18 protein-coding genes and 1 pseudogene are annotated in these 24899 nt (G+C 71.3%); 10 read left to right on the plus strand and 9 right to left on the minus strand.

Annotated features, from left to right (window positions below):
• Nucleotides 1-33 precede the first annotated feature (33 nt).
• The 5 genes from ACGFYU_RS28575 to ACGFYU_RS28595 form a co-directional block, all read right to left on the minus strand.
• On the minus strand, nucleotides 34-1005 hold the full coding sequence (locus ACGFYU_RS28575; protein ID WP_393830183.1) for an antibiotic biosynthesis monooxygenase: 972 nt from the start codon (nucleotides 1003-1005) through the stop codon (nucleotides 34-36).
• Complete coding sequence (locus ACGFYU_RS28580) at nucleotides 1002-3728, minus strand: molybdopterin-dependent oxidoreductase (protein ID WP_393830184.1); 2727 nt, start codon at nucleotides 3726-3728, stop codon at nucleotides 1002-1004. Before ACGFYU_RS28580 ends, ACGFYU_RS28575 begins: the two co-directional genes overlap by 4 nt.
• Nucleotides 3725-4552, minus strand: a complete 828-nt coding sequence (locus ACGFYU_RS28585; RefSeq protein ID WP_393830185.1) for an FAD binding domain-containing protein — start codon at nucleotides 4550-4552, stop codon at nucleotides 3725-3727. Before ACGFYU_RS28585 ends, ACGFYU_RS28580 begins: the two co-directional genes overlap by 4 nt.
• 133 nt (nucleotides 4553-4685) lie before the next feature.
• Nucleotides 4686-5960 (minus strand): SGNH/GDSL hydrolase family protein, encoded by a 1275-nt coding sequence (locus ACGFYU_RS28590; RefSeq protein ID WP_393830186.1) that lies wholly within the window; start codon nucleotides 5958-5960, stop codon nucleotides 4686-4688.
• Nucleotides 5961-6067: 107 nt separating this feature from the next.
• Entirely contained in the window at nucleotides 6068-6826 is a 759-nt protein-coding gene (locus ACGFYU_RS28595) for a MerR family transcriptional regulator (protein WP_393830187.1), read from the minus strand.
• Between the two features lie 85 nt (nucleotides 6827-6911).
• Here ACGFYU_RS28595 and ACGFYU_RS28600 point away from each other — a divergent pair, with 85 nt between their 5' ends.
• From ACGFYU_RS28600 to ACGFYU_RS28615, 4 genes and pseudogenes are all read left to right on the plus strand, one after another.
• Nucleotides 6912-8744, plus strand: coding sequence for an AMP-dependent synthetase/ligase (locus ACGFYU_RS28600; RefSeq protein ID WP_393830188.1), 1833 nt, complete (start codon nucleotides 6912-6914; stop codon nucleotides 8742-8744).
• A gap of 55 nt (nucleotides 8745-8799) precedes the next feature.
• Nucleotides 8800-10532: pseudogene (aspT, locus tag ACGFYU_RS28605) on the plus strand (aspartate-alanine antiporter).
• Nucleotides 10533-10558: 26 nt separating this feature from the next.
• Nucleotides 10559-12265 carry an aspartate-alanine antiporter gene (gene aspT, locus ACGFYU_RS28610; RefSeq protein ID WP_393830189.1) on the plus strand — a complete coding sequence of 569 codons (1707 nt, stop codon included), beginning with the start codon at nucleotides 10559-10561 and terminating at the stop codon, nucleotides 12263-12265.
• A 40-nt stretch (nucleotides 12266-12305) separates the two neighbouring features.
• Nucleotides 12306-13961: a bifunctional aspartate transaminase/aspartate 4-decarboxylase gene (locus tag ACGFYU_RS28615; protein WP_393830190.1), complete on the plus strand. Its 1656-nt coding sequence runs from the start codon at nucleotides 12306-12308 to the stop codon at nucleotides 13959-13961.
• A 60-nt stretch (nucleotides 13962-14021) separates the two neighbouring features.
• On the opposite strand, the gene sph is transcribed toward ACGFYU_RS28615, so the two are convergent.
• Nucleotides 14022-15011, minus strand: coding sequence for a sphingomyelin phosphodiesterase (gene sph, locus ACGFYU_RS28620; RefSeq protein WP_393830191.1), 990 nt, complete (start codon nucleotides 15009-15011; stop codon nucleotides 14022-14024).
• A gap of 127 nt (nucleotides 15012-15138) precedes the next feature.
• On the opposite strand from sph, the gene ACGFYU_RS28625 reads away from it, so the two are divergent.
• Nucleotides 15139-16038 carry an oxygenase MpaB family protein gene (locus ACGFYU_RS28625; protein ID WP_393830192.1) on the plus strand — a complete coding sequence of 300 codons (900 nt, stop codon included), beginning with the start codon at nucleotides 15139-15141 and terminating at the stop codon, nucleotides 16036-16038.
• 48 nt (nucleotides 16039-16086) lie between these two features.
• Here the strand turns inward: ACGFYU_RS28625 and ACGFYU_RS28630 are convergent, their stop codons facing one another.
• Both ACGFYU_RS28630 and ACGFYU_RS28635 read right to left on the minus strand, forming a co-directional pair.
• Complete coding sequence (locus tag ACGFYU_RS28630) at nucleotides 16087-17619, minus strand: M1 family metallopeptidase (protein ID WP_393830193.1); 1533 nt, start codon at nucleotides 17617-17619, stop codon at nucleotides 16087-16089.
• A 125-nt stretch (nucleotides 17620-17744) separates the two neighbouring features.
• On the minus strand, nucleotides 17745-18140 hold the full coding sequence (locus ACGFYU_RS28635) for a LysE family translocator (RefSeq protein ID WP_393830194.1): 396 nt from the start codon (nucleotides 18138-18140) through the stop codon (nucleotides 17745-17747).
• 72 nt (nucleotides 18141-18212) lie between these two features.
• Here ACGFYU_RS28635 and ACGFYU_RS28640 point away from each other — a divergent pair, with 72 nt between their 5' ends.
• From ACGFYU_RS28640 to ACGFYU_RS28660, 5 genes are all read left to right on the plus strand, one after another.
• Complete coding sequence (locus ACGFYU_RS28640; RefSeq protein ID WP_393830195.1) at nucleotides 18213-19076, plus strand: hypothetical protein; 864 nt, start codon at nucleotides 18213-18215, stop codon at nucleotides 19074-19076.
• Between the two features lie 98 nt (nucleotides 19077-19174).
• Nucleotides 19175-21622, plus strand: a complete 2448-nt coding sequence (locus ACGFYU_RS28645; RefSeq protein ID WP_393830196.1) for a Tex family protein — start codon at nucleotides 19175-19177, stop codon at nucleotides 21620-21622.
• A 248-nt stretch (nucleotides 21623-21870) separates the two neighbouring features.
• A complete protein-coding gene (locus tag ACGFYU_RS28650; protein WP_393830197.1) occupies nucleotides 21871-22365 on the plus strand; it encodes a hypothetical protein in 495 nt (164 codons plus the stop codon).
• The gene (locus tag ACGFYU_RS28655; protein WP_393830198.1) at nucleotides 22362-23555 is read left to right on the plus strand and encodes an MAB_1171c family putative transporter; all 1194 of its coding nucleotides are present in this window, start codon (nucleotides 22362-22364) and stop codon (nucleotides 23553-23555) included. Before ACGFYU_RS28650 ends, ACGFYU_RS28655 begins: the two co-directional genes overlap by 4 nt.
• On the plus strand, nucleotides 23555-24343 hold the full coding sequence (locus ACGFYU_RS28660) for an SDR family NAD(P)-dependent oxidoreductase (protein WP_393830199.1): 789 nt from the start codon (nucleotides 23555-23557) through the stop codon (nucleotides 24341-24343). The genes ACGFYU_RS28655 and ACGFYU_RS28660 overlap by 1 nt, the downstream gene beginning before the upstream one ends.
• Before the next feature lie 69 nt (nucleotides 24344-24412).
• Here ACGFYU_RS28660 and ACGFYU_RS28665 read toward each other — a convergent pair whose 3' ends face one another.
• Nucleotides 24413-24712, minus strand: a complete 300-nt coding sequence (locus ACGFYU_RS28665; protein ID WP_393830200.1) for a hypothetical protein — start codon at nucleotides 24710-24712, stop codon at nucleotides 24413-24415.
• Nucleotides 24713-24899: the final 187 nt, after the last annotated feature.

Here is a 24899-nt window from a genome sequence, read left to right on the forward strand (position 1 = left end):
GCGGGGCGGGGAGGCCGGCCGCCCTCCCCGCCCTCAGGGCAGCGTCCAGAACTGCCGTGTGACGAGGTAGAAGACGACGACCCAGAACGCGAGCGCCCCGAAGACGAGGCCGAGGCCCAGGAGATGGGTCCGCGCCGCCGGTTCGCCCGGAGGGGGCCACAGCCACCGCTTGAGCAGGCGGTTCACGTAGTACGGCATGGTGAAGAAGGTCATGGCGAGGCTCGACAGCAGGTTGCCCACGAGCAGCCCGAGCCAGATCGGCCACTTGAGCGGCGACAGGGCGAGCGCCAGCAGCACGACGGTCGGGTACAGGCCGACCCAGACGGCGATGGCGGTCTTGGTGTCCGAGGGCGGGGGCGCCTCCCTGCCGTTCTCCTCGAAGGCGAACCAGCTGCCGAACGAGTTGTCGATCGTGCGCAGTTTGAAGTCGTTGAACTTCTCGCCCTCGGCGAGGACCTCCCGCCGTTTCGCCGACGTCAGCCAGGCGTCGAGGTGTTCGGCGTTGTCGTAGCGGTACAGGGTGGTCCATTCGTCCTGGAGGCCCTCGATGGGGCGGAAGAGCTCGGTCCCGCGGAACCCGTCGAACTTGCCCTCCTCCTCGCTCATGCGGCGCTGCCAGGCGAGGAAGTCCTCGACCTGGTCCGGGTGGACGCGGTGGGTCACCACCACGGTCACGAGCGGGTCCGTGGGCTGGGTGCCGCCGCTGATCACCTGCTGGGTCCCGGGACCGTCGAAGAACTTCTGTCCGATGTCGAGGAGCCGTTGCCGGGTCGCGCCGTTGATCCACGCCTGCAGATGGGCCACCGAGTCGAAGCGGTAGACGACGACCCAGTCCGGCTGGAGGTCCGTCGGCGGGGAGACCTCGGCGCCCAGGTGCCCGGCGTACCGGGCGGCGGCGGCCGTGACGCTCTCCTGCCACTTCTCGTACTCCAGCTCCATGCCGGGGCGGACCCTGTGGCCGATGATGACGGTCGCCGCCGCTTCCGCCTGCTCGTCGGTGGTCATCGTCTCGGGCCCGTCGCCGCCGACCGGCTCTCACCCAGCCGGCTGTAGATCCGCTCCGGAGTGAAGGGCAGCTCGCGGTAGCGGATGCCCGTGGCATCGCGGAGCGCGTTCGCCAGCGCGGGGGCGACCGGGTTGATGCAGCATTCCGCCATGCCCTTCGAGTGCATGGCCCCGACGGAGTCGGACGAACCCACCAGGAGCAGCTCGGTGCGGGGGACGTCGGCGTAGGTGGGGATCCGGTAGTTGCGCAGGTTCGGATTGACCATGACGCCGTTCGCGTCGATCCGGAAGTTCTCGGTCAGCGCGAATCCGATGCCCTGGGCGACCCCGCCGTCCACCTGCCCCCGTACCTGCTCCGGGTTGATGAGCACACCGGCGTCGGCGGCGTGGACGCTGTGCAGGATACGGATCTCACCGGTCACCCGGTGGACGGCGATCCGGAAGCCCTGGGTGTTGGAGGTGACGCTGCGGGGCGAACCGTAGGCCTTGCGGGCGGCGGTGAAGCGGATGCCGCGGGCCCGGGCCAGGGCGACGAGCTCGGCCAGCGGGACGCGTTCGTCCCCGCAGACGACGTCCTCGTCGTCCATCGAGCACATCACCGGATGGACGCCCGTGTGCGCGGCGGCGAACTCCAGGATGCGGTCGCGCACCGCGTTGGCGGCGCGCAGCACCGCGTTGCCGGCCACGAAGAGGCCCGCGCTGGCGAAGGCGCCGGTGTCGAATCCCGTGCGGTCGGTGTCGGCCTGCACCAGGCGGATCCGCGACGGGGTCGTACCCAGCTGGTTCGCCGCGATCTGGACGTGCGCCGTCGAGGTGCCCTCCCCGAATTCGACGGTACCGACGGCCAGTTCGTACACGAGGTCGTCGCCCAGCGTGATCCAGGCCTCCGATATGTGCTCGGTGGGGGGCGCGGTCTCGTGCAGGGAACTCGCGACGCCGACCCCGACGAGCCACCCCGGGCCGGGGGAGGGCTGATCGGCCGTACGGGCCAGGGCGCCGGCCACGAGGTCGATGCACTTGGCGAGCCCGTCCTCGTTGAACATCACGTCATCGGGGCCCTCGTGCATCGCGACCAGCTGATCGCCGGGGCGCACGATGTTGCGGCGGCGCAGTTCGAGCGGATCCATGTGCAGGGCGAGGGCCAGCTCGTCCATCGCGGACTCCACGGCGAAGGCCGGCTGGGTCATCCCGTAGCCGCGCAGCGCGCCGCTCGGAACGGTGTTGGTGTAGACGGAGTAGGCGTCGTACTTCTTGTTGGGGCAGCGGTAGATCATGACGGCGGCCCCGCCCGCGTAGAGCGTCTCGCCGCCGTGGTTGCCGTAGGCGCCGGTGTTGGAAACGTTGCGGACCTGGAAGGCCGTGAGGGTGCCGTCCGCCTTCGCGCCGAGCTTCACCGTCAGCTTCATCGGATGCCGGGGCGAGGCCGTGGTGAACTCCTCCTCGCGCGTGTACTCGAGGCAGACGGGCCGCCCGGTGTCCAGGGTGGCGAGCGCGACCAGGTCCTCCGAGATGACCTCCTGCTTCCCGCCGAAGCCGCCGCCGACGCGCATGCAGAAGACGCGGAGCTGGTCCGGGCGCAGCGCGAAGAGGTAGGCCAGTTTGACCTTCGCGATCGACGGGGACTGCGAACTGGTGCGCACGTTCAGCCGGCCGTCCTCCATCCAGGCGATCGAGCCGTGGGTCTCCAGGTGCGCGTGCTGCACGCGCGGTGAGACGTAGGTGGCCTCGTGGACCACGTCGGCCGCGGCGAAGCCCGCGTCGACGTCGCCGATGTGGGAGTGGATCTCCAGCAGGAGGTTGTGGACGCAGTCGCGGACGAACGGGTCCTCCGAGCCGTGCAGTTGCGGTGCTCCGTCGGCCATGGCCTCCTCGGGGTCGAAGACCGCGGGCAGCACCTCGTACTCGACGGCCAGTTTCCGGCAGCCCTCCTCCGCGGCCCCGACCGTGTCGGCGAGGACGACGGCCACGCGCTGGCCGACGAAGCGGACCGTGTCGTCGAGGATGTAGGTGTCGTCCGGATCGACCAGGTGGTCGGTGTGGATCGCCGTGGTGAAACGCCTGCGCGGCACGTCCTCCCAGGTGTAGACGCGATGCACGCCGGGGACCGCGAGCGCGGCGGACTTGTCGATCGAGACGATGCGGGCGTGGGCGTGGGGCGAGTGCAGCACCTTGAGGTGCAGCATGCCCTCCATGCGGGTGTCCATCGTGAACTCGGCCCGTCCGGTGACCACTTCCTCGGCCGCGGGCGCGCCGACGCTCGTCCCGACGGCCTTTCCCGGTGCCGCCGTCTGTACGGAGGAGAGGCCCCTGACGGCGTCCTCGATCGACCGGTAGCCGGTACAGCGGCAGAGGTTCCCCTTCAACGCCCTCGGCAGGTCGGCCTTCTGGTCCTCGGTGAAGGTCGCCGAGGTCATGATCATCCCCGCGGTGCAGAAACCGCACTGGAACCCGGGGGCGTCACGGAACCGCCGCTGCACCGGATGCAGTTCGCCCGGTGAGCCGAGTCCCTCGATGGTGGTCACCTCGCGGCCGTCCGCGCGGAAGGCGGGGGTGATGCAGCTGTGCACCGGAGCGCCGTCCAGCCACACCGTGCACGCACCGCAGTCCCCCGCGTCGCAGCCCTTCTTGACGCCGAAGTGGCCGAGCGCGCGCAGGAACGTACGCAGGCACTGGCCGGGGGCCGGTTCCTCGGCGAAGCTCTTGCCGTTCACGGTGTACGTCATGCCGGACCTCCGGCCATGAGTTCGCGGCGGATCTCCTCGGCGAAGTACTCCGTCAGGTGACGACGGTGGTCCGGGGTCCCGTTGGGGTCGTCGAACCAGACGTCGGCGGGGATGGCGTCGACGCTCTGCCGCAGGGTGAGGGCATCGGGCATGGTGTCGAAGGCGAACCGCACCGGCCGGGTGGTGCCGGCGGTGACGGTCAGCAGCAGGTTGCTCGTTCCGGGCGTGTGCGTACCGATGAGGAAGACGGTCGAACGGCCGAGGTGGGTCAGTGTGAAGCGGCGGTGCGCGGCGCGTTTGCTCAGGGCGTGCGCCGGAACGTCGACGCGGCGCAGTATCTCCCCCGGCGCGAGGACGTTGCGGTTGTTCCCGGTCACGAAGTCGAGGGCGTCGACGGTGCGCACGGACCCGTCGGGGGCCCAGAGCTCGTAGCGTGCCTCCAGCGCGACCGTGAGGGTGATCATCGGGCCGGCCGGCAGCGACATGCAGATGTTCCCGCCGACGGTCGCCGCGTTCCAGACCTTGAAGGAGGACAGGAACGCCTCGCAGGACGTCCGGATGAGGGGGCCCGCGATCCACTCGGCCGGCGGCGCGAAGGCGTACAGGTCGCGGATGGTGCAGGTGGCACCGATTTCGAGGCCGGCGTCGCTCGGGACGAGCGGATCCCAGGGCAGGGCCGTCAGGTCGACCAGGCGGCGCAGGTGCGGCTGCTCCGCGGAGAACAGCCAGGTGCCGCCCGCGAGCCAGGCGTCGCCCTCGCGCCAGTCGGCGCCGGGCCGCTCGGACGGCAGCCGGACGACTTCGGTGATGGTGTTGAGGTCCACGGGAATCTCTCCCTCACGACGGTGATCGTGAACCGATCGGGGCAGGACCGGCGGGCGCGGAGATTCCCCTCCAGCGTACTCAGGACGGGCCGGCCCTGCTCGGTCAGGGGCCGGCCGCGCCCGCGTCCGCGGCTCAGAGCGAGTTCAGGTCCACCGCGTCGGCCATGGCCTTGTACCCGGCGTCCTTGAGGTGGAGGTGGTCCATCTCCAGTACGTACTCGTCCTTGATGGAGTCGCCGGCCGGGTCGGCGCCGTCCGCGAGCACCCGGTCGAAGTCGGCGACGCCGTCGTACGCGCCGCCCGTACGGATCCAGGTGTTGACGGCGATCCGCACGTCGTCGGCGGGCTTGTTCCAGGCGGGGAAGCCCCGGTACGGCGGAATGGTGGCGCCGACGATCCTGACCCCGCGGGCGTGGGCCTCGCGGATGAGCCGCAGGTGACCGGCGATGATCTGCTCGGCGCTCACCCGGGGGCTGCCCGCCGTGCAGTGGTCGGCGGGCACGTCGGGCTGGACGATGTCGTTCGTGCCCTCGAGGACGATCACCGTGCGCACGTCGGGACGGCCCAGCGCGTCGCGCCGGAAGCGGGAGAGGGCGCTCTCGCCGAAGCACTCCGAGTCGGTCAGCACCTTGTTGCCGCCGATGCCCGCGTTGAGGACGGGACGGGCGGTGCCGTTCGCCGCGAGGCGCTCGGCGAGCCGGTCCGGGTAGCGGCCGTTGGCGCCCGGGGTCGAGCCGAAGCCGTCCGTGAGGGAGTCGCCGAAGGTGACCACGGCCCCGCGGTCGCCGCCGCGGTCGCGGTTCTTCACATCTACACCGGCCAGGTAGTACCAGGACCGGCTCTGGTCGGTGAAGGCGTCCGCCGCCGCGTCGCGCCGGTGGTCCCCGGCCGCCCGGTAGCTCGTGGCCATGGCGACGTTGTGGAAGGTGGCCGGACCGGTGGGGCCCTGGAAGAAGAAGGTGACGGTGAGTTCCTCGAAAGCCCGGACCGGCAGGGCCACCGGGTCGCTCGACAGCTCCCCGCCCGCCGGTACCGTCACGCCGCCCGCTCCCCGGAACCGCAGCGCGCGCACCGTGTCCTGCCGTACGGCCGCGCCGCCGGCGCTCCTTGCGACCGTGGCGCCGGTGAGCCGGAGCGGCGTCTTCCCGTAGGCGTTGGACAGCCGGATCCGCACCTCCGAGCCCTCGGCGGTGACGCGGACCACCTGGCGTACGGACTGGTCCGCGAAGCCCTGCTCGGACCAGTTGGCGTACCAGGGGGTGTGGGTGGGCGCCTGCGGGGAGGCGGCCCAGGCGCTGTGCCAGTCGCTGTTCCAGGGGGCGGTGCGGGCGACGGCCGGCGTGGTGGCGGTCACGGCCAGAAGGGCGGCGGCGAAGGGGACTGCGAGAGCGATCTGCTTGGTGTTCATGCTCCTGTGACCCGTGCCGCCGTCGGAATGTGACAGCCCGGGGGGCTTCCCTTGCCGAATGGCCCGCCGGCCGGCCCGTCGGGTCGCTCACCGGAGCGTCCGCCGGGCTACTCGCCGCGCTCGCCGGCCGTCTCGCCGCCCGGCCCGCCGGAGACGAAGGCCGCCCGCAGCTCCTCCTTCAACGACCGCTGGAAGGCCGTCACCAGGGCCTGCACCACCATCGGCTGCATGTGCGCCGACAGCGCCTTCATCGACTCCACCCGCTCAGGATCGCTCTCGCCCTCCGTGAACGGCCCCCACACCTCGTCCCGGAACAGCGCCGTCAGCTCGTGCGCCGCCGACCTGGTGTGCTCCACCAGCACCTTGCGCGCCGCCAGGATCGTCCCGTGCGCGATCGGCACGTCGAGCAGGGCCACCCCCAGCCGCAGCAGCCCCACGTCCACCCGGAACCCGTCCCCCGAGGCCGCGAGCACGTTCATCGCCGTCAGCCGCCGCACATCGGAGTCCGACAGGCCCCGGCCCGCCCGCTTCTCCAGCTCGGCCCGCGACACCTCCTGCGCCGCATCCGGGGCCCAACTGGCCACCAGCGCCCGGTGGATCGCCAGATCGTGCGCGCTCAGGTCGTCCGGCAGCGCGTCCAGGTAGCGCTGACAAGCAGACAGGGTCATGCCCTGGTGCTGCAACTCCTCGATCAGGGCCAGCCGGGAGAGGTGCTCCGGGCCGTAGTGGCCCACCCGACGAGGGCCGATCACGGGAGGGGGCAAAAGCCCGCGCGTGCTGTAGAACCGTACGGTACGGACGGTGACGCCCGCCCTGGCCGCCAGCTCGTCGACGGTGAGCATCGGCTCGGGTGCCTGGTCGGCCATCGTCTGCGCCTCGCTCTCTGCTCCACAGCTTGGGTTCAACAGTATTGCTGTCGCACCAACGATGTGAAACGGCCAGGAGCTGCCCATGACCACGAAACTGCGACTGCCCGGACGCCCGGAAGAGATCACCCTCCCCGCATTACTGGCCCGCAACGCCGCCGAGTACGGGGAACTGCCCGCCCTCTCGTGGCGCACGGCCGACGGCTGGGAGACCATCGGCTGGAGCGAGGTGCGCCGCAAGGTCGCCGTCCTCGCCTCCGGCTACGCCGCGCTCGGCGTCGAGCGCGGCGACCACGTCCTGCTGATGATGGGCAACCGCCCCGAGCACTGGCTCAGCGACCTCGCCCTCGTCCACCTCGGCGCCGTCCCCGTCACCGTGTACGGGACCTCCGCGCCCCAGCAGATCGCCCACATCGCCCGCCACAGCCGGGCCAGGGTCGCCGTCGTCGAGGGCGCCCGCGAACTCGCCCGCTGGGAGCCGCTGCTGGCCGACGCCGGGGTGCCCCTGGAGCGGCTGGTCGTGGCCGAGGCCGCGGAGGCCGGCCCGCACCGCACCTACGGCTCCCTGCACGCGACCGGCGCCCGCCTGCACCGCCCCGACGCCTTCGAGAAGGCGTGGCAGGAGTCCCACCCGGAGGACCCGCTGACCGTCGTCTACACCTCGGGCACCACCGGCGACCCCAAGGGCGTCCGGCTGACCCACCGCAACATCCTGCTCCAGGCCGTCCGCCTCGACCGGAACGTGGACCTCCCCGAGCACGCCGAGCACATCTGCTACCTGCCCTTCGCGCACATCGCCGAGCGGGTGCTGGGCATCTACCTGCCCCTGCTGCGCGCCGCGCACGTGCGGCTGTGCGCCGACCCCACCGCCGTGTCCGGCGCGGTCCGCGAGCTGCACCCGGTGCAGTTCTTCGGCGTGCCCCGGGTGTGGGAGAAGCTGGCCGCCTCCGTACGGGCGGTCCTCGCGCAGCTCCCGCGCGAGCAGCGGGAGGCCATCGAGGCCGCGAACGACCTCGCCCGTGCGCGGGCCGGCCACCGGGAACGCGGGCAGGCGGTTCCGCCCTCGCTCGAAGCCTCGTACGCCCGGGCGAAGGAGCAGGTGCTCGACCCGCTGCTGGGGCTGGCGGGCCTGGACCGGCTCATGTGGACCGCCAGCGCGACCGCGCCCATGCCGATCGACGTGGTCCGCTTCTGGGCGGGCTGGGGGATCACCATCATGGACGCCTGGGGGCTGACCGAGACCTCCGGCGTGTGTACGGTCAACAGCCCGGACTGCTTCCGGCTCGGCTCGGTGGGCCGCCCGATCGAGGGGCTGGAGCTGCGGCTCGCCGAGGACGGCGAGATCCTCGCGCGCGGCGCGACCGTCTTCGGCGGCTACCTGCGGTCGGACGGCTCGGTGGAGAGCGCGTCCGACGCGGAGGGCTGGTTCCCGACCGGGGACGTCGGCCGGCTCGACGAGGACGGGTTCCTCTGGCTGACCGACCGCAAGAAGGAACTGATCATCACCTCGAACGGCAAGAACGTCTCCCCGGCGCTCGTGGAGAACACGGTCAAGGAGCACCCGCTGATCGGCCAGGCCCTGGTCCACGGCGACGGCCGCTCTTACCTCGTCGCCCTGCTGGTCCTGGACCCGGAGCTGGCCCCGGCCTGGGCCGCCGCCCGGGGCATCGAGGCCGCCTCCCCGGCCGAGCTCGCCGAGGACCCCGCCGTCCGGGCGGAGATAGCCCGCGCCGTCGAGAGCGCCAACGCGCGGCTCAACCGGACCGAGCAGATCAAGCGGTACCGGCTGCTGACCGAGGAGTGGGGGCCCGAGACGGGCGAGCTCACCCCCTCGCTCAAGCTCCGCCGCAGGGTGATCCGCGAGAAGTACGGCGAGCTGATCGACGGACTCTACGCGGATTCGTACGAAGCTCCGTAGCCCGGATGGCCCTGTCCGGTGAGCGGACGGCCGCTCACCGGGCAAGGGTGGGGGCATGCCGATATCCACCGATCCGCCCTCGCGAGGTCCCGGCCGGGGCCGGGTGACCGCCGAGGGCGTGCTGCGTGACCACCCCGAGCTCGCCCTCTTCCTCTGCCTGGCCGCCGGCTACCTGCTCGGCAAACTGCGCGTCGGCCCCATCACCCTCGGCGGCATCTGCGGGACGCTGATCGTCTCCCTGCTGCTCGGCGCCTGGGCGAAGATCCAGATCGACGCGGACGTCAAGACGATCTTCTTCGCGCTCTTCATCTTCGCCCTCGGCTACATGGCGGGACCGCAGTTCTTCGCCCACCTCAACCGCGGGAGCCTGCGCTTTTCACCCTCTGCTTCATCGAGCTGGTCAGCGTGCTGGGCCTCGCCTACCTGCTGGCCAAGGTCTTCGACCTGGACGTCGGCACCGCCTCGGGCATCCTGGCCGGCGCCGCCACCGAATCCGCCGTCGTCGGCACCGCCACCGAATCCATCGCCAAGCTCTCCGACCTGACCCCGGAGCAGGTGACGACGTACCAGGGCCACGTGGCCACCGCCTACACCGTCTGCTACCTCTTCGGCCTGATCACCATCGTCATCTACACCAGCCAGATCATGCCGATGCTGCTGCGGATCAACCTGCGGGACGCCTCGCGCGAGCTGTGGGAGCGGATGCGCGGGGGCGGCGGCTCCCTGGAGAGCGACGAGCGCGAGGCGCTGCCCGGCCTCGTCGGCCGCACCTACCTGGTCACCCACGCCGACGGCCGCACCGTCGGCGACGTGGAGTCGGGCTCCGGCGGGCGGGTCACGGTGGAGGCCGTCAAACGCGGCTCCAAGAGCCTCACCCCCGAGCCCGGCCTCGAACTCACCCTCTCCGACCTGGTCCTGGTCGTCGGACGCCGGGCCAACACCATCGAGGCGGGCCGTGCCATCGGGCCCGAGACCCCCGGAATCCCCGGGGTCGACACCCCCCTCGGCACCCGCCAGATCGCCGTGACCGACCGCTCCGTGTCCGGCCGGACCCTCGACCGGATCCAGCGGGACCACCCCGAGTTGCGCGACGGGGTGTACGTCACCGACGTGCTCCGTGGCGACCAGAGCCTGCCCGCCACCCCGGAGACCGTCGTCCAGCGCGGGGACGTCGTCACCCTCGTCGGCGCCCGCTCCGGCCTCGACCGGGTCGTCGCCAAGATCGGTACGGTCGCGAAGAACGACGCCACCGACTTCATCTACCTGGGGCTCGGCATCGCGCTCGGCTCGCTCATCGGCCAGATCGTGGTCCGCTTCGGCGGGGTCCCGCTCTCCCTGGGCACCGGCGGCGGCTGCCTGATCGCCGGCCTGCTCTTCGGCTGGTTCCGCTCCCGCCGGCAGACCTTCGGGGCCTTTCCCCCGCAGGCCGCCATGACCATCAAGGACATGGGCCTCGCGGTGTTCATCGCCTGCACCGGCCTGACCTCGGGCCCGCAGGCCTGGCCGCTGCTCAAGGAGTACGGGGCCCTGCTGCCGTTCGCCGGGATCGCCATGGTCCTCGTACCGGCGACTCTCTCGCTCCTCGTCGGCCGCAAGCTGCTGGGGATCGAGAAGCCGCTGCTGATCGGCGCCATCGCGGGCCAGCAGTGCTCCACCCCGGCCATCACCTCCGTGACCCAGACGGCCCAGAGCTCCGTCCCGATGCTCGGCTACACGATCACCTACGCCCTCTCCAACTTCCTGCTCCCGCTCACCGGTCCGATCCTCGTCGGCGTCCTCGGCGCCTGACCACCCCGCACACGGACGGCCCCCAAATGATCGACTTCCTCAACCGGAACATCTTCCAGCCCCACCCCGAACTGCTCGTCTTCCTCACCGTCGCGCTCGGCTTCCTCTTCGGGAAGCTCCGCTGGAAGGCCATCGCGCTCGGCGCGGTCACCGGCTGCCTGATCGCCGGACTGCTGCTCGGCGCCCAATTCAAGATCACCATCGACGGGACCGTGAAGAACCTCTTCTTCACGATGTTCCTCTTCGCGCTGGGCTACAAGGTGGGCCCGCAGTTCTTCCGCGGCCTGAAGAAGGACGGCCTCCCGCAGGTCCTCAACGCGGTCGTCGTCTGTGTCACCGGCCTGCTCGTCTGCTGGGGATTCGCCGCGTTCCTCGGCTACGGACCCGGCCTCAGCGCGGGCCTGCTCGGCGGCGCGCTCACCCAGTCGGCCGTCATCGGCGTCGCCCAGGACGCCATCGGCAACCTCCCCGGCCTCTCCGCAGACCAGATCAAGGAGCAGGAGAACCTCGTCGCCGTCGCGTACGCGGTCACCTACCCGCTCGGCACCATCTTCTGCGCGATGCTCCTGGCCAACGTCCTGCCCCGGCTCTACCGCCGCGACCTCGCCGCCGAGAGCGCCCGGCTCGCCAAGGAGCTGGACGCCCCCGGCGACAACCCCGACCTCCACGACGGCTACTACGAGGTCGTCCTGCGCGCCTACAAGCTCCAGGGGCTCGACCACCTCGCCGGCCGCACCATCGAGGAGTTCGAGCGACAGCAGCAGGCACTGGGCCGCCGGATCTACCTCACCCGCCTCCGCCGGGAGGGCAAGATCCTCGACCACACCCAGCAGACCGTCCTCCTGGAGGGCGACACCGTCGCCGTCAGCGCCCTGCGCGGCTCCCTCGTCGAATTCGACCCGCGCGCCAACATCGGGGCCGAGACCGACGACGTGGAGCTCCTCGGCTACCGGACCGAGACCCTGCACGTGGTGGCCTCGGAAAAGGCGCAGCTCGGCAAGACGATCGCCGAACTGCGCCAGGAACCCTTCATGGTGGGCGTCTACGTCGACAAGCTCTACCGTTCCGGCGCCGAGTTCCCCTACCGGCTCTCCACGCGGCTGGAGCGCGGCGACACCGTCGTCCTGTCCGGGCCCAAGCGGCTCGTCGACCCGGCCGGCCGGGCACTGGGCAAGCCGGTGCCGACCAGCTTCGCCACCGACATGATCTGGGTGGGCCTGGGCATCTTCCTCGGCGGCTGCATCGGCATCCCGGCGCTCAAGGCCGGCGGGGTCCCGATCTCCCTGTCCACCTCGGGCGGCGCCCTGATCATGGGCCTGGTCTTCGGCTGGATCCGGGGCAAGTACCCGACGTACGGCAACGTCCCGCCCGGCGCCCAGTGGTTCATGGACACCCTCGGGCTCTGCCTCTTCGTCGCGGTCGTCGGCCTCAACGCCGGGCCCAGTTTCACCAGCGGGCTGGCCTCGGCCGGCTGGGGACTGCTGCTCTTCGGGGCCGTCGCCACGCTGATCCCGCTCCTCGTGGGCTTCCTCGTCGGCCATCACGTCCAGAAGATCCGCTTCCCGATCCTGATGGGCGTCCTCGCCGGCGGACAGACCACCACCGCCGCGATCGGAGCCGTCAACGAACAGTCCAAATCCCAGGTACCGGTGCTCGGTTACACGATCCCCTACGCCGTCAGCAACGTACTGCTGACGATCTGGGGCGCCGTCATCGTCCTGCTCCACCACTGACACCACTGACACCACTGATCCGCGAAGGTAGGGAACCACCGTGCCCGAGACCACTTTCAGCCGCGAGGAGATCCAGTCCTTCGCCCAGCTCAGCCCCTTCGAGCTGAAGGACAAGTTCATCCAGCTCGCCACCGCCGCCCAGGCCGACAAGCCGGGGCAGAAGGGCACCGCGGCCCGCGCGATGCTCAACGCGGGCCGCGGCAACCCCAACTGGATCGCCACCGGCCCCCGCGAGGCCTTCCACGCCCTCGGCTACTTCGCGCTCGACGAGTCCCGGCGCGTGTGGACCGCCGACAACCTCGGCGGCATGCCGGAGAAGAAGGGCATCGGGGAACGGTTCGACTCGTGGGTCCGCCGCCACCCCGACCTGCCCGGCGTGGAACTGCTCTCCGCCTGCGTCCGGTACGCCCTGACCCGCTGGACGTTCGACAAGGACGCCTTCGTCCACGAGCTGACCGACTCGATCACCGGCGACAACTACCCGGTGCCGGACCGGATGCTGGTGCACGCCGAGCAGATCGTGCGCGGCTACCTCGGCGACGAGATGTTCGACAAGCGGCCGCCGCAGGGCGATCTGTCGCTCTTCGCCACCGAGGGCGGCACGGCCGCCATGTGCTACATCTTCGACTCCCTGATGAAGAACGGGATCCTCCACAAGGGCGACAAGATCGCCCTGATGACCCCGGTGTTCACCCCGTACATCGAGATCCCCGAGCTCGACACCTTCGAGTTCGAGGTGGTCAACGTCTCGGCGAGCCTCTTCGCCGAGACCGGCGTACGCCAGTGGCGTTACCCCGAGGAGGAGGTCGCCAAGCTCGCCGACCCGTCGGTCAAGCTGGTCTGCCTGGTGAATCCCAGCAACCCGCCGTCGCTGGCCCTCAGTGAGCGCGTGGCGAACCAGATCAAGGACATCGTCGCCACCGCCAACCCGAACCTGCTGATCGTCACGGACGACGTGTACGGCACCTTCGTGCCCGGCTTCCGCTCGATCGCGGCCGAACTGCCCCGCAACACCCTGCTCGTGTACTCGTACTCCAAGCACTACGGCTGCACCGGCTGGCGGCTCGGCGTCATCGGCCTGCACGACGACAACGTCATCGACGAGATGATCGCGAACTTCCCGCAGGAGCAGAAGGACCGCCTGGCCAAGCGGTACGGCACCCTGACCCTGGAGCCGGAGAAGATCCGCTTCATCGACCGGATGGTCGCCGACTCCCGCTCGGTCGCCCTCAACCACACCGCCGGGCTCTCGCTCCCGCAGCAGGTGATGATGTGCCTCTTCTCCCTCTTCGACATGCTGGAGGAGGGGCAGGCGTACAAGGAGCGCATCCGGCAGATCGTCCACCGGCGGCTCGACCTCCTGCTGGAGGGCGCCCAGATGAAGATCTCCGGGGACGACAAGCGGGCCGGGTACTACATCGAACTCGACCTGCTGGCCGAGGCGGAGCGGGTCCACGGCAAGGACTTCGCGGACTTCCTGGAGAAGAACTACGAGCCCGTCGACCCGCTGTTCCGGCTCGCCGAGCAGACCTCGGTGGTGCTGCTGAACGGCGGCGGCTTCGACGGCCCGGAGTGGTCCGTGCGCGTCTCCCTGGCCAACCTCGACGACCTGGACTACCTGAAGATCGGGCACCACCTGCGGGAGATCTTCCAGGACTACGCGAGCGAGTGGGAGCGCGCCAGGGCCACCGGCTGACCGAGGCGCACCGCACCCGGTGGACGGACCGGGTGCGCTGCGCGGTGTGAGGGGGCCGGACTAGCGGCCGATCAGCGGGTAGTGGTCGGAGAGGTTGGTGTAGGTGTAGGAGGTGCCCCAGCTGGAGACCGTCCAGGGCGCCGACTCCTCCTTGACCACGTTGTTCTCCCAGCCCGCCGGACGGGCGTTGCCCTTGCGGTAGAGGACGTAGTCCAGGTCCTCGCGCGGGTCCGTCGGGTAGCGGTAGTTCGCGATCGAGTTCAGCGCGGTGTCGAAGGAGTACGGGTGGCCCGTGCGCGTGTCGGAGCCGGCCAGGTCGGCGTTGGCGAGCATCGAGGCGTACTCGGGGGTGCGCGAGTCGACGTTCATGTCGCCCGCCACGATCACCTGCTCGTTCGCCGGGATGTTCTTCCCGTCGAGGAAGGCGTCTATCGCGCGGAACTGGCGGGCGCGCATCTCCGCCGCCTCGCCCGCGTCGCAGCCCGGGTCGGTGGACTGGGCGTGGGTGCCGACCACGTGCACCTTGGTGCCGTTCACGTTCAGCACGACGTAGGCGAAGCCCTTGTTGGACCACCAGTCGGCGCCGCAGGCGTCCTTGTAGACCACCTGCTCCTTGCGGACGATCGGCCACTTGCTCAGGACCATGACGCCGCCGTCCTCCGGGGTGGTGGAGGAGTAGGAGCCGCCGGTGGCGTCCCAGCCGCTCTTGCTGCGGCCCACGACGGGCGTGGCGTACGGGTACTGCGCAGCGGAGTTGGCCCGCAGCGCGTCGGAGGCGCCGTTGTCGAAGGCCTCCTGGAGCACGACCACGTCGTGGCCCTGGTAGAAGGAGGCCTTGGGGATCTCCGCGGCCCGGTGGTCCTGGCCCCAGTTCGGGTACAGGTTCTTGCTCATCAGGAACACGTTGTACGACAGGACGCTGAGCCGGGGCGTGGCGTTCGACTCCGCGGCCGTGGCGGCGGGCGCGGTGGTGACGGCCAGCGTGCCGGCGGCGACCGCGGCGACGGCCGCGGCGGCGGCCCGGTGACGGCGGTGCGAGGTGTGCAGCATGAGGTCTCCATCGTTCCTGTGGGGAAGATCGGCTTCGCCATCCAAGCAGCCGCGGTTACCTCTGGGTAACACCCGGGACAAGACTTTCTGTCGGGCCCGGGACATCTCCTTCTCGCATACTGGTCACATGAGCACCACCACGGCAGCCGACACATCGAAAGGCCGCCCCGTCCGGCCCCGTACCGACCCCGAGCCGCCCCCGCCCGGCGGGGTGCTGTGGAGCATCGCGGGAGACATCCGGGCGCTGTTGATGCTCCCCGCCGCCTTCACCCTCCAGGTCGCGCACCCCGCCATCGGGGCCGGCGTCGACCAGTTCTCCGTCTTCCGCACCGACCCCTGGGGCCGTGGTGAGCGCTCCCTGCGCTCCGTGCAGCTGTGGGTGTACGGCGGGGATGAGGCCGCCGAGGAAGGCCGCCGGGTCCGGCGGCTGCACAAGGGAATCCAGGGCATCGACACCCGAGGCCGGCGCTACCACTCCCTCGACCCCGGCTGCTACACGTGGGTGCACGCCACCGGCTACCCGGTCTACCTGTACGCCGGCCGGTACCTGATGCGCCGCTTCACCCCCGCCCAGGAGCGGCAGATGTACAGGGAATGGCTCCAGGTGGGCCGGATCCTGGGCATCCGCGACCGGGACATGCCGCAGACCGTCGAGGAGTACCGGGAGTACTGGGGCCGGATGCTGGCCGAGGAGGTCGAGCCCACCAAGGTCGCCCGGGAGCTGATGGCCACCGACATCCCGCTGCCTCCGCCCGGGAGCAGCCGCCCGGCCGTGCGGCTGCTGCTGCGGCTCGCCTGGCCGGTGCTGCGGCCGGCGTTCCTGCACTTCCGGGCCTTCGTCACCGTCGGCTACATGCCGCCCGAGGCACGTGCGGCGCTCGGCCTCGCCTGGACGAAGGCCCAGGAGCGCAGGCTCCGGCGGTTCAGCACGGCCGTACGGCTCCTCGTACCGCTGCTGCCGGAGCGGCTGCGGTACCTGCCGATCGCCCGTCGGGCCCGGGCCGAGTGGCGCGCCGGCGCCCGCTGAGGGGCGCCGGCGCGCGAGGCGGCGTATGGCCGGGACCGGGACCGGGAATCAGTTCCGGTGCCCGTGCTCCTGCTCGTGGATCGTGTTCGTCTCCGCGATCTTCTTCCAGGACTTCGGCTCCGCCGCCGGCCTGACCGGGGCCGCCTGGAAGGAGCGGGCGGTAGGGGCCTTCGCCGTCCCGTTCAGCGCCGAGGCGTCCGGCTTGCCGGGGGTGTAGAGCCAGGTCTCGAATAGCTGCGCCAGCGGCTTGTTCGACACTTTCTCCGCGTAGCGGACGAAGTCACCGACCTTGGCGTTGCCGTAGGCCCGCTCGGTCGGCCAGCCCTTCAGGATCTGGAAGAACTTCTCGTCGCCGATCTCGTTGCGCAGCGCTTGGAGGGCGATCGCGCCGCGGTCGTAGACGGCTCCGTGGAACTGGTTCTCCGGGCCCGGGTCACCCGGCTTGACCTGCCAGAACGGGTCCTCGGCCGGGCGCAGGGCGTACGCCCAGTCGGCGAGCTCCTGCGCGGTGCCCTCGCCTTCCTTCTCCGACCACAGCCACTGGCTGTAGCGGGCGAAGCCCTCGTTGATCCAGATGTCCTTCCAGCCCTCGACGGACACGCTGTCGCCGTACCACTGGTGGGCGAGCTCGTGCACGACCACCGAGACGTTGGCGCCGTTCGAGAACTGGCGCGGGCCGTAGAACGGGCGCGTCTGCGTCTCCAGCGCGTAGCCGGCCGTCACGTTCGGCACGTATCCGCCCAGCGCGTTGAAGGGGTACGGGCCGAAGACCCCCTCCAGCCACTCGGCGACCTCACCCGTCCGCTCCACGCTCGCGCGGGCCGCCCCGGCGTTGTCGCCGAGGTCCTTGCTGTACGCGTTGAGGATCGGCAGCCCGCTCGCCGTCTTGTCGGTGGTGATGTCGAACTTGCCGATCGCGAGGGTGGCGAGGTAGGTGGCCTGCGGCTTGTTGGAGCGCCAGTTGTACCGGGTCCAGCCGAGGCGGGAACTCTGCGACTGGAGCACGCCGTTGCTGATGGCCTGGGTGCCGTCCGGGACGCTCACCGAGACGTCGAAGGTGGCCTTGTCGAGCGGGTGGTCGTTGCTCGGGAACCACCAGACCGCCGAGTCGGGCTCCTGCGCCGCCACCCCGCCGTCGGGCGTACGCTGCCAGGCCGTCCAGCCGTCCACCTTGAACTCGGAGGGCTTGCCCGCGTACTTGACGACGACGGTCAGCGGGGTGTTGCGGGCGAGGGGCTTCGCCGGCGTGACCTCCAGCTCCTGCGTGCCGGAGGCGGCGAACTTGGCCTTGGCGCCGTTGACCCGGATCTCGCTGACCTGGAGGCCGAAGTCGAGGTTGAACCGGGACAGGTCCTGCTTGGCGGTGGCGAGGAGGGTGGCGGTGCCTTCGAGCAGGTCCGTCTTCGGCTCGTACTTCAGCCGCAGGTCGTAGTGGGACACGTCGTATCCGCCGTTGCCGCTGGCCGGGTAGTAGGGGTCGCCGATACCCGGGGCGCCCGGACCGGAACTCGCCGCCGACGCCGGGATCGCCAGCAGAAGGGAGGCGGCGAGCACGCTCGGGGCGATGACTTTGCGGTGCACGAAGGGCTCCAAGTGGTAGGGGAGTCAGTTGCGTTCGACCGTATTCACCCGTGCGTCCCAGGTCATGTCCATGGCTCCCCCTGTCACACGATCGGCATTCGGCCGTCACACTCCCGCCGACCTGCTCACAGGCCGGTGGGCAGGGCGGCGAGCGCGCCGAGCGCCAGGTACACGGCGCCGACCGCCCGGTTCTGGTGGGCCAGTGCCGCCGGGCGGCGGCGCAGCCAGCGGCTCACGGCCGCGCCGGCGCACGCGTAGCCGATGTCGAAGAGGGCGCCGAGGACGAGGAAGACCGCGCCGAGCAGCCACATCCGCGCCCGCGGATGGCCTTCGGAGGGGTCGAGGAACTGCGGAAGAAAGGCCAGAAAGAACAGGGTCACCTTCGGGTTGAGGAGGTTGACCACGGCGCCGTCGAGGTAGGCGCGACCGAGGCGTACCGGGGGCGCGTGCTCCTGTCCCGGCCCGCCCACCCGCCTGGCGACCCTGACCACCCGCCTCACCACGGCCTGATCGGCCTTCACCCCCTGACCCCCTCTGGCAGCGGCGCCGCCGGGGCCTTCCCGGCATACTGAGCAGTCGGTAACGTGCTCGGCATGACGATTCCCGCGCTCGCCGCCCGCCATGCCTGGCACGGTGCCATCAACCCGCTCCACTCCACGGTCTACTTCTCCCCGGACTACTTCAAGGAGCTCGCCGCCCTCGGCATCGACGACCCCGGCGCCGCCCATCTGGCCGGCCGCGTAGCCGCCTTGGGGGCCGTGGGGCCCGGTGTCGTGGCCGCCACGTTCTACAACTACCGCTACGAACGCCTCGCCCGGTACCTGCCCGCCGTCTGGGAGCGGGTCTCCCCCGAGGAGGTCATCGCCGCCCGCTACCGCGCAGCGGACAGCACCCTGCGCCGGCTGCTCGGCGACGAGACCGTCGAGTCCCCCGAGCTGGCGGAGGCCGCCGAGCTGGCCCTGCGCGCCACCGAGGGCTGTACCCGCCACGCCCGCACCCTCTACGCGGCCCACGCCGACCTCCCGGTCCCCGAGCAGCCGCACCTGCGGCTCTGGCACGCCACCACCCTCCTCCGCGAGCACCGCGGCGACGGCCACCTCGCGGCCCTGCTCATCGTCGGGCTCGACCCGGTGGAGGCCCTCGTCAGCCACGGCGCCACCGGCAAGGGCATGACCTCCAAGTGGGTCAAGGCCACCCGCGGCTGGGAGCAGGCCGACCTGGACGCCGCCGCCGAGCGCCTGCGCGAGCGCGGCGTGCTCGACGGGGCCGGGGAGCTGACCGAGGAGGGCAAGGCCCTGCGCGAACGGCTGGAGAACGAGACCGACCGGCTGGACGCCGCCCCGTACGAGCACCTCGGCGCGGCCGGCCTGGCCCGCCTGGCGGAGCTGGGCGGCGGCTTCGTGCTGAAGGCCGTCGCGGCCGGCGCCTTCCCCGCCGACCTCCGCGGCAAGGGCTGACCGCCACAGGCCGATCGGCAGGGGTCCCGCCGACCGCCGCCGCCACCTGCCACAATTGGCAGCCTTCCAGTGCAAACGAAGGCAGGCGGGACCCGATCGTGACGATGTCCATCGAAGGCAGGATCGCCGAGGAGCTCGGCGTACGGGAGCGGCAGGTCAAGGCCGCCGTCGAGCTGCTCGACGGCGGCTCCACCGTGCCGTTCATCGCGCGCTACCGCAAGGAAGCGACCGAGATGCTCGACGACGCCCAGCTGCGCACCCTCGAGGAGCGGCTGCGCTATCTGCGCGAGCTGGAGGACCGGCGCGCCGCGATCCTGGACTCCGTACGGGAGCAGGGCAAGCTCGACGCCGAGCTGGAGGCGCGGATCAACGCGGCCGACACCAAGGCCCGGCTGGAGGACATCTACCTCCCCTTCAAGCCCAAGCGCCGCACCAAGGCCCAGATCGCCCGCGAGGCCGGCCTGGAGCCGCTCGCAGAGGGCCTGCTCGCCGACCCCTCGGTGGAACCGGCCGCCGTGGCGGCCGCGTTCGTCGACGCCGACAAGGGCGTCGCCGACCCGGCCGCCGCCCTGGAGGGCGCCCGCGCCATCCTCACCGAGCGGTTCGCCGAGGACGCCGACCTCATCGGCGAACTGCGCGAGCGCATGTGGGGCCGCGGCCGGCTCGCCGCGAAGGTCCGCGAGGGCAAGGAGGAGGCGGGCGCCAAGTTCGCCGACTACTTCGACTTCGCCGAGCCGTTCACCGCGCTGCCCTCGCACCGCGTCCTCGCCATGCTGCGCGGTGAGAAGGAGGACGTACTCGACCTCACCCTGGAGCCGGAGGAGCCGAGCGACACGCCCGGCGGCCCCTCCACGTACGAGGGCATCGTCGCCCGCCGCTTCGGGATCGGCGATCGCGGCCGCCCCGGCGACAAGTGGCTCGCCGACACCGTCCGCTGGGCCTGGCGTACGAAGATCCAGGTGCACCTCGGCATCGACCTGCGCATGCGGCTGCGCTCCGCCGCCGAGGACGAGGCCGTACGGGTCTTCGCGGCCAACCTGCGCGACCTGCTGCTCGCCGCGCCCGCCGGCACCCGCGCCACGCTCGGCCTCGACCCCGGCTTCCGTACCGGCGTGAAGGTCGCCGTCGTCGACGCCACCGGCAAGGTCGTGGCCACCGACGTGATCCACCCCCACGTCCCCGCCAACCGGTGGGACGAGTCCCTCGCGAAGCTGGCCCGCCTCGCGAAGGAGCACGCGGTCGAGCTCATCGCCATCGGCAACGGCACGGCCTCCCGCGAGACCGACAAGCTCGCCGGGGACCTCATCACCCGCCACCCCGAGCTGAAGCTCACCAAGGTGATGGTCTCGGAGGCCGGCGCCTCCGTGTACTCGGCCTCCGCCTTCGCCTCGCAGGAACTTCCCGACATGGACGTGTCCCTGCGCGGGGCCGTCTCCATCGCCCGCCGCCTCCAGGACCCGCTCGCCGAGCTCGTCAAGATCGACCCCAAGTCGATCGGCGTCGGCCAGTACCAGCACGACCTGTCCGAGGTGAAGCTCTCCCGCTCCCTCGACGCGGTCGTCGAGGACTGCGTGAACGGCGTCGGCGTGGACGTCAACACCGCCTCCGCGCCGCTGCTCTCCCGGGTGTCGGGCATCAGCGGCGGGCTCGCCGAGAACATCGTGGCCCACCGCGACGCCAACGGCCCGTTCCGCAGCCGCAAGGGGCTCAAGGACGTGGCCCGGCTCGGCCCGAAGGCGTACGAGCAGTGCGCGGGCTTCCTGCGGATCCGCGGCGGGGACGACCCGCTGGACGCCTCCGCCGTGCACCCCGAGGCCTACCCGGTGGTCCGGGCCATGGGCAAGACGGCCGGCGGCGAGGTGGCGGCCCTGATCGGCAACACCGGAGTCCTGCGCTCCCTGCGGCCCGAGCAGTTCGTCACCGAGGCCTTCGGCCTGCCCACGGTCACCGACATCCTGCGCGAGCTGGAGAAGCCGGGCCGCGACCCGCGCCCCGCCTTCAAGACGGCCACCTTCAAGGAGGGCGTGGAGAAGATCGGCGACCTGGCCCCGGGGATGATCCTGGAAGGCGTCGTCACGAACGTGGCCGCCTTCGGCGCCTTCATCGACATCGGCGTCCACCAGGACGGCCTGGCGCACGTCTCGGCGCTGTCGAAGACCTTCGTCAAGGACCCCCGCGACGTGGTCAAGCCGGGCGACATCGTCCGCGTGAAGGTCATGGACGTGGACATCCCGCGCAAGCGGATCTCGCTCACCCTGCGGCTGGAGGACGAGGCGGACCGCACCGCCGGCGCGCCCAGGCAGCGCGAGGAACGCCAGGAGCGGCGCGGCGGCGGCCGTCCGCCCCAGCAGCGCGGCGGTACGGGCGCCCGCGAAGGCGGCCGGAACCAGGGCCAGGGCCAGGGCCAGCGGGGCCAGGGCCAGCGCGGGCAGGGCCAGGACCGCCGACAGGGCGGGGGCAGCGCCCCCGCCCCGGCCAACAGCGCCATGGCCGACGCCCTGCGCCGGGCCGGTCTGACCGGCCCCGAGGAGCGGCGAAAGCGCTAGTCAGCGCAGGTGCGCGAGGTCTTCCCGCGGAATGGCCGAATAGGTTCCCCGGATGTGGGGGTGCCTTGCCAACTCGCGTACAAGATCTGTAGGCATGGTGGAACGCCCGTTCGTCACCCGGCGGACGGGCCTCCGCGTTTCCCCTCAGGACCGCACTCCCCGAGGCCGCCTTGAAGGCACAGGACACCATGCCCATGCCCACGCACGCCTACCGACGCTGCCCGAGAAAGGGTCCGAAGAGGGATCACATGCCCTACCGGCAACTCAGCCTCCGCAAACGGTGCGAGAACATTCTCGGCCATCTGGACCTGACCCATCCGTTCTCCCTCGACGCGCTGTGCAATCGAATAGCCGAGCAGCGCGGCCGCCCCATCCGGCTGCACCCGCTCCCCAAGGAGGCGGCGGAATCCGGGGTCTGCGGGCTGTGGGTGGGCACCGCCACCGTCGACTACGTCTTCTACGAGGCCCAGACCACCCCGCTCCACCGCGAGCACATCGTGCTCCACGAGCTCGGCCACATCCTCTTCGGCCACAACTCGCTGGAGGGCGAGGAGTCCGACAGCGGCGCCCCGACCGTGCTCGGGCGCACCAACTACACCACCCGCCAGGAGCAGGAGGCGGAGATGCTCGCCAGCATGATCCGCATCCGCACCGCGAACTCCGGCCCGCACACGGCCGCCGGGGCCCACGGCACCCTGGCCCGGCTGGAGTCCGCCATGGGCTACGAGCGGGGAGAGAGATGACCGCCGCCGACCTGACCGAATTCGGCAACTCGCTCGCCGTCCCGAGCGTCGTGATCCTGTGGACCGCGGTGCTGCTCCGCGCCCCCGGAGCCCTGCGCTCCCCGCAGCAGCGCGGCCTGTGGCTGGCCGTCGCCACCGCCGCCGCGGCGATGACCCTGAACCTTCCGGACGTCGTCGCGTACGCCATGAGCCGGGGCGCCGGCTACGCCCACACCATCGGCCTCGTCCGCAACCTCATCGGCGTGCTGTCCGCCGGCGCCGTCATCTACTTCGTGGCCGCCACCACCCGCGGGCGCAGGCTCCAACTCGCCTCGTGGATCGCCACGGTGGGCTGGCTCGCCGCGCTGATCGCCCTGGACCTGGCGGCGCCCGAGCACGGCACCCACACCATGCCGCCCGTCGGCGATCCGGTGCCCTCGCTCGCGTACTGGCTGGTGCTGATCTCCGCGCACGTGGTCGCCAACACCATCTGCGTCTCCCTGTGCTGGCGTTACAGCCGCCGCAGCGAGAGCCGCGGACTGGCCGCAGGGCTGCGGCTGTTCGGCCTCGGCACCCTGCTCGCCGGCCTCTTCTGGTTCGCGTACCTGCTCAAGGCCCTCTTCGGCAGCACCTGGGCGATGCCCGCCCTGCCGCTGATGATGAACCTGCACGGCCTGCTGCGCGCCGCCGCGATCCTCGTGCCGGTCCTGTTCACCTTCCGCCGCACCGCCGCCGACATCGCCACCGCGTGGCGGCTGTGGCCGCTGTGGCGCGATCTGGTCCAGGCCGTCCCGCACGTGGCCCTCAACAAGCCCCGGGCCGCGAGGATCGTGGAGCTGCTGTGGCCGCCGGTCCCGCGCGACATGCTCGTGTACCGCAAGGTCATCGAAACGCGCGACGCGATCCTGATCCTGGGGGAGTACGTGGCTCCGGGCGCCCTGGAGCTGGCCCGCGGCCAGGTCGCCGGGCAGGGGATCCCCGAGCAGCGGCGCACCGCGGCCGCGCTGGCCTCCGTACTGAAGGAGGCCCGGCAGGCGAAGCTCGCCGGACTGCCAGGGCACGCGGGGGAGTCGGCAGGGCTGGAACTGCCCGCCGCGATCCAGAGCCCGCACGAGGGCGGTGACCTGGCGGACGAGGCGCGCTTCCTCGTCGACGTCGCGCAGGCGTACACCTCGGCGGGCGGCAGCGAACAAGAGGAAGTGAAGGTGTAGTGAGCACCACCGTACTGATCACCGGGGCCAGCGCGGGACTGGGCGCGGCCTTCGCCCGGGGCTTCGCCGCCAAGGGCTGCGACCTGGTCCTGGTCGCCCGCGACAAGGACCGGCTGGAGGCCGTGGCGGCGGAACTGGGCCGCGAGTTCGGCACGGTGTCCGAGGTGCTGCCGGCCGACCTGCTGGACGCGGGGGAGTGCGCGGCCGTCGCCGAGCGGCTCGCCGACCGGACCAGGCCCGTGGACATCCTGGTCAACAACGCAGGCTTCGGGCTGCCCGCGCCCTTCCCGTACAGCCCGGTCGAGGACGAGGAGCGGATGCTCGACCTGCTGGTCAAGGTCCCACTCCGGCTCACCCACGCCCTGCTGCCGGGTCTGCGCGAACGCCGCCGGGGCGCCGTCCTCAACGTCTCCTCGGTGGCCGGACTCCTGCCGACCGGCACCTACGGGGCCGCCAAGGCCTGGGTCACCGCCTTCAGCGAGTCCCTACGGGTGGACATGGAACCGTACGGGGTCCGGGTGTTGGCGGTGGTCCCCGGCTTCACGCGCACCGAATTCCAGGAGCGAGCCGGGATGGACGTCAGCTCCCTGCGCGAGGCGGTCTGGCTGGAACCGGAGGCCGTGGTCGCCCGCGCCCTGCGCGACCTCGCCCTGCGCCGCCCGCTCAGCATCACCGGCCGCCGCTACCGGGCCTACGCCCTGGCGGCCCGCCACCTCCCGCGCGCCTTCGTCGCCCGGAAGATGGCGCGCACCCGGCGCGCCCCGGCAGAGGGGCCGCAGGAGCGCTGACATCACCGCGGCAGACCGATGCGCGGCCCGGTGACCGGTCCGCGCACGGTGTGCTGTGAAGGGGACGGATCAGCAGTCGCCGTGCCCTCCGTATCCTCCGTGTCCTCCTCGGCCGTAGCCGTGACCGCCCCAACCGTGTCCTCCGTAACCGTTGTCGTCATCGTCGTCCCAGCCGCCGTGACGCCAACCGCTGTTGTGCCAGCCGCCGTCGTCGTCATCGTCGTCCCAGCCACCGCCGGTGACGTAACTGACGGATTGGGTCGGGGTCGCCGCGGAGGCGGTCCCCGCGGTGCCGAGCGCGGCTCCACCGGCCATCAGGAGACCGGCGGCGGAGACCACGAAGAGGCGCTTCGCTCTCAGTGCACGCATGAGAAATTCCCTTTCCTTCCACCCGCTCGCACCTCTTCGAGGCATGAGAGGGGCGGAACCGCAGCCGCAGAATCAAAATGCGCAGCGCGGATCGGATACAGGGCCGCGGGAAATGCGGGAGCACGATGTCCGGCCACAGGGGGCCTCAGGCCGCCACACGGTTCAGAAGCAGGCACGCGTCAGGGGG

This window comes from Streptomyces sp. NPDC048337, from assembly GCF_043201175.1.
Classification (GTDB): Bacteria; Actinomycetota; Actinomycetes; order Streptomycetales; family Streptomycetaceae; genus Streptomyces.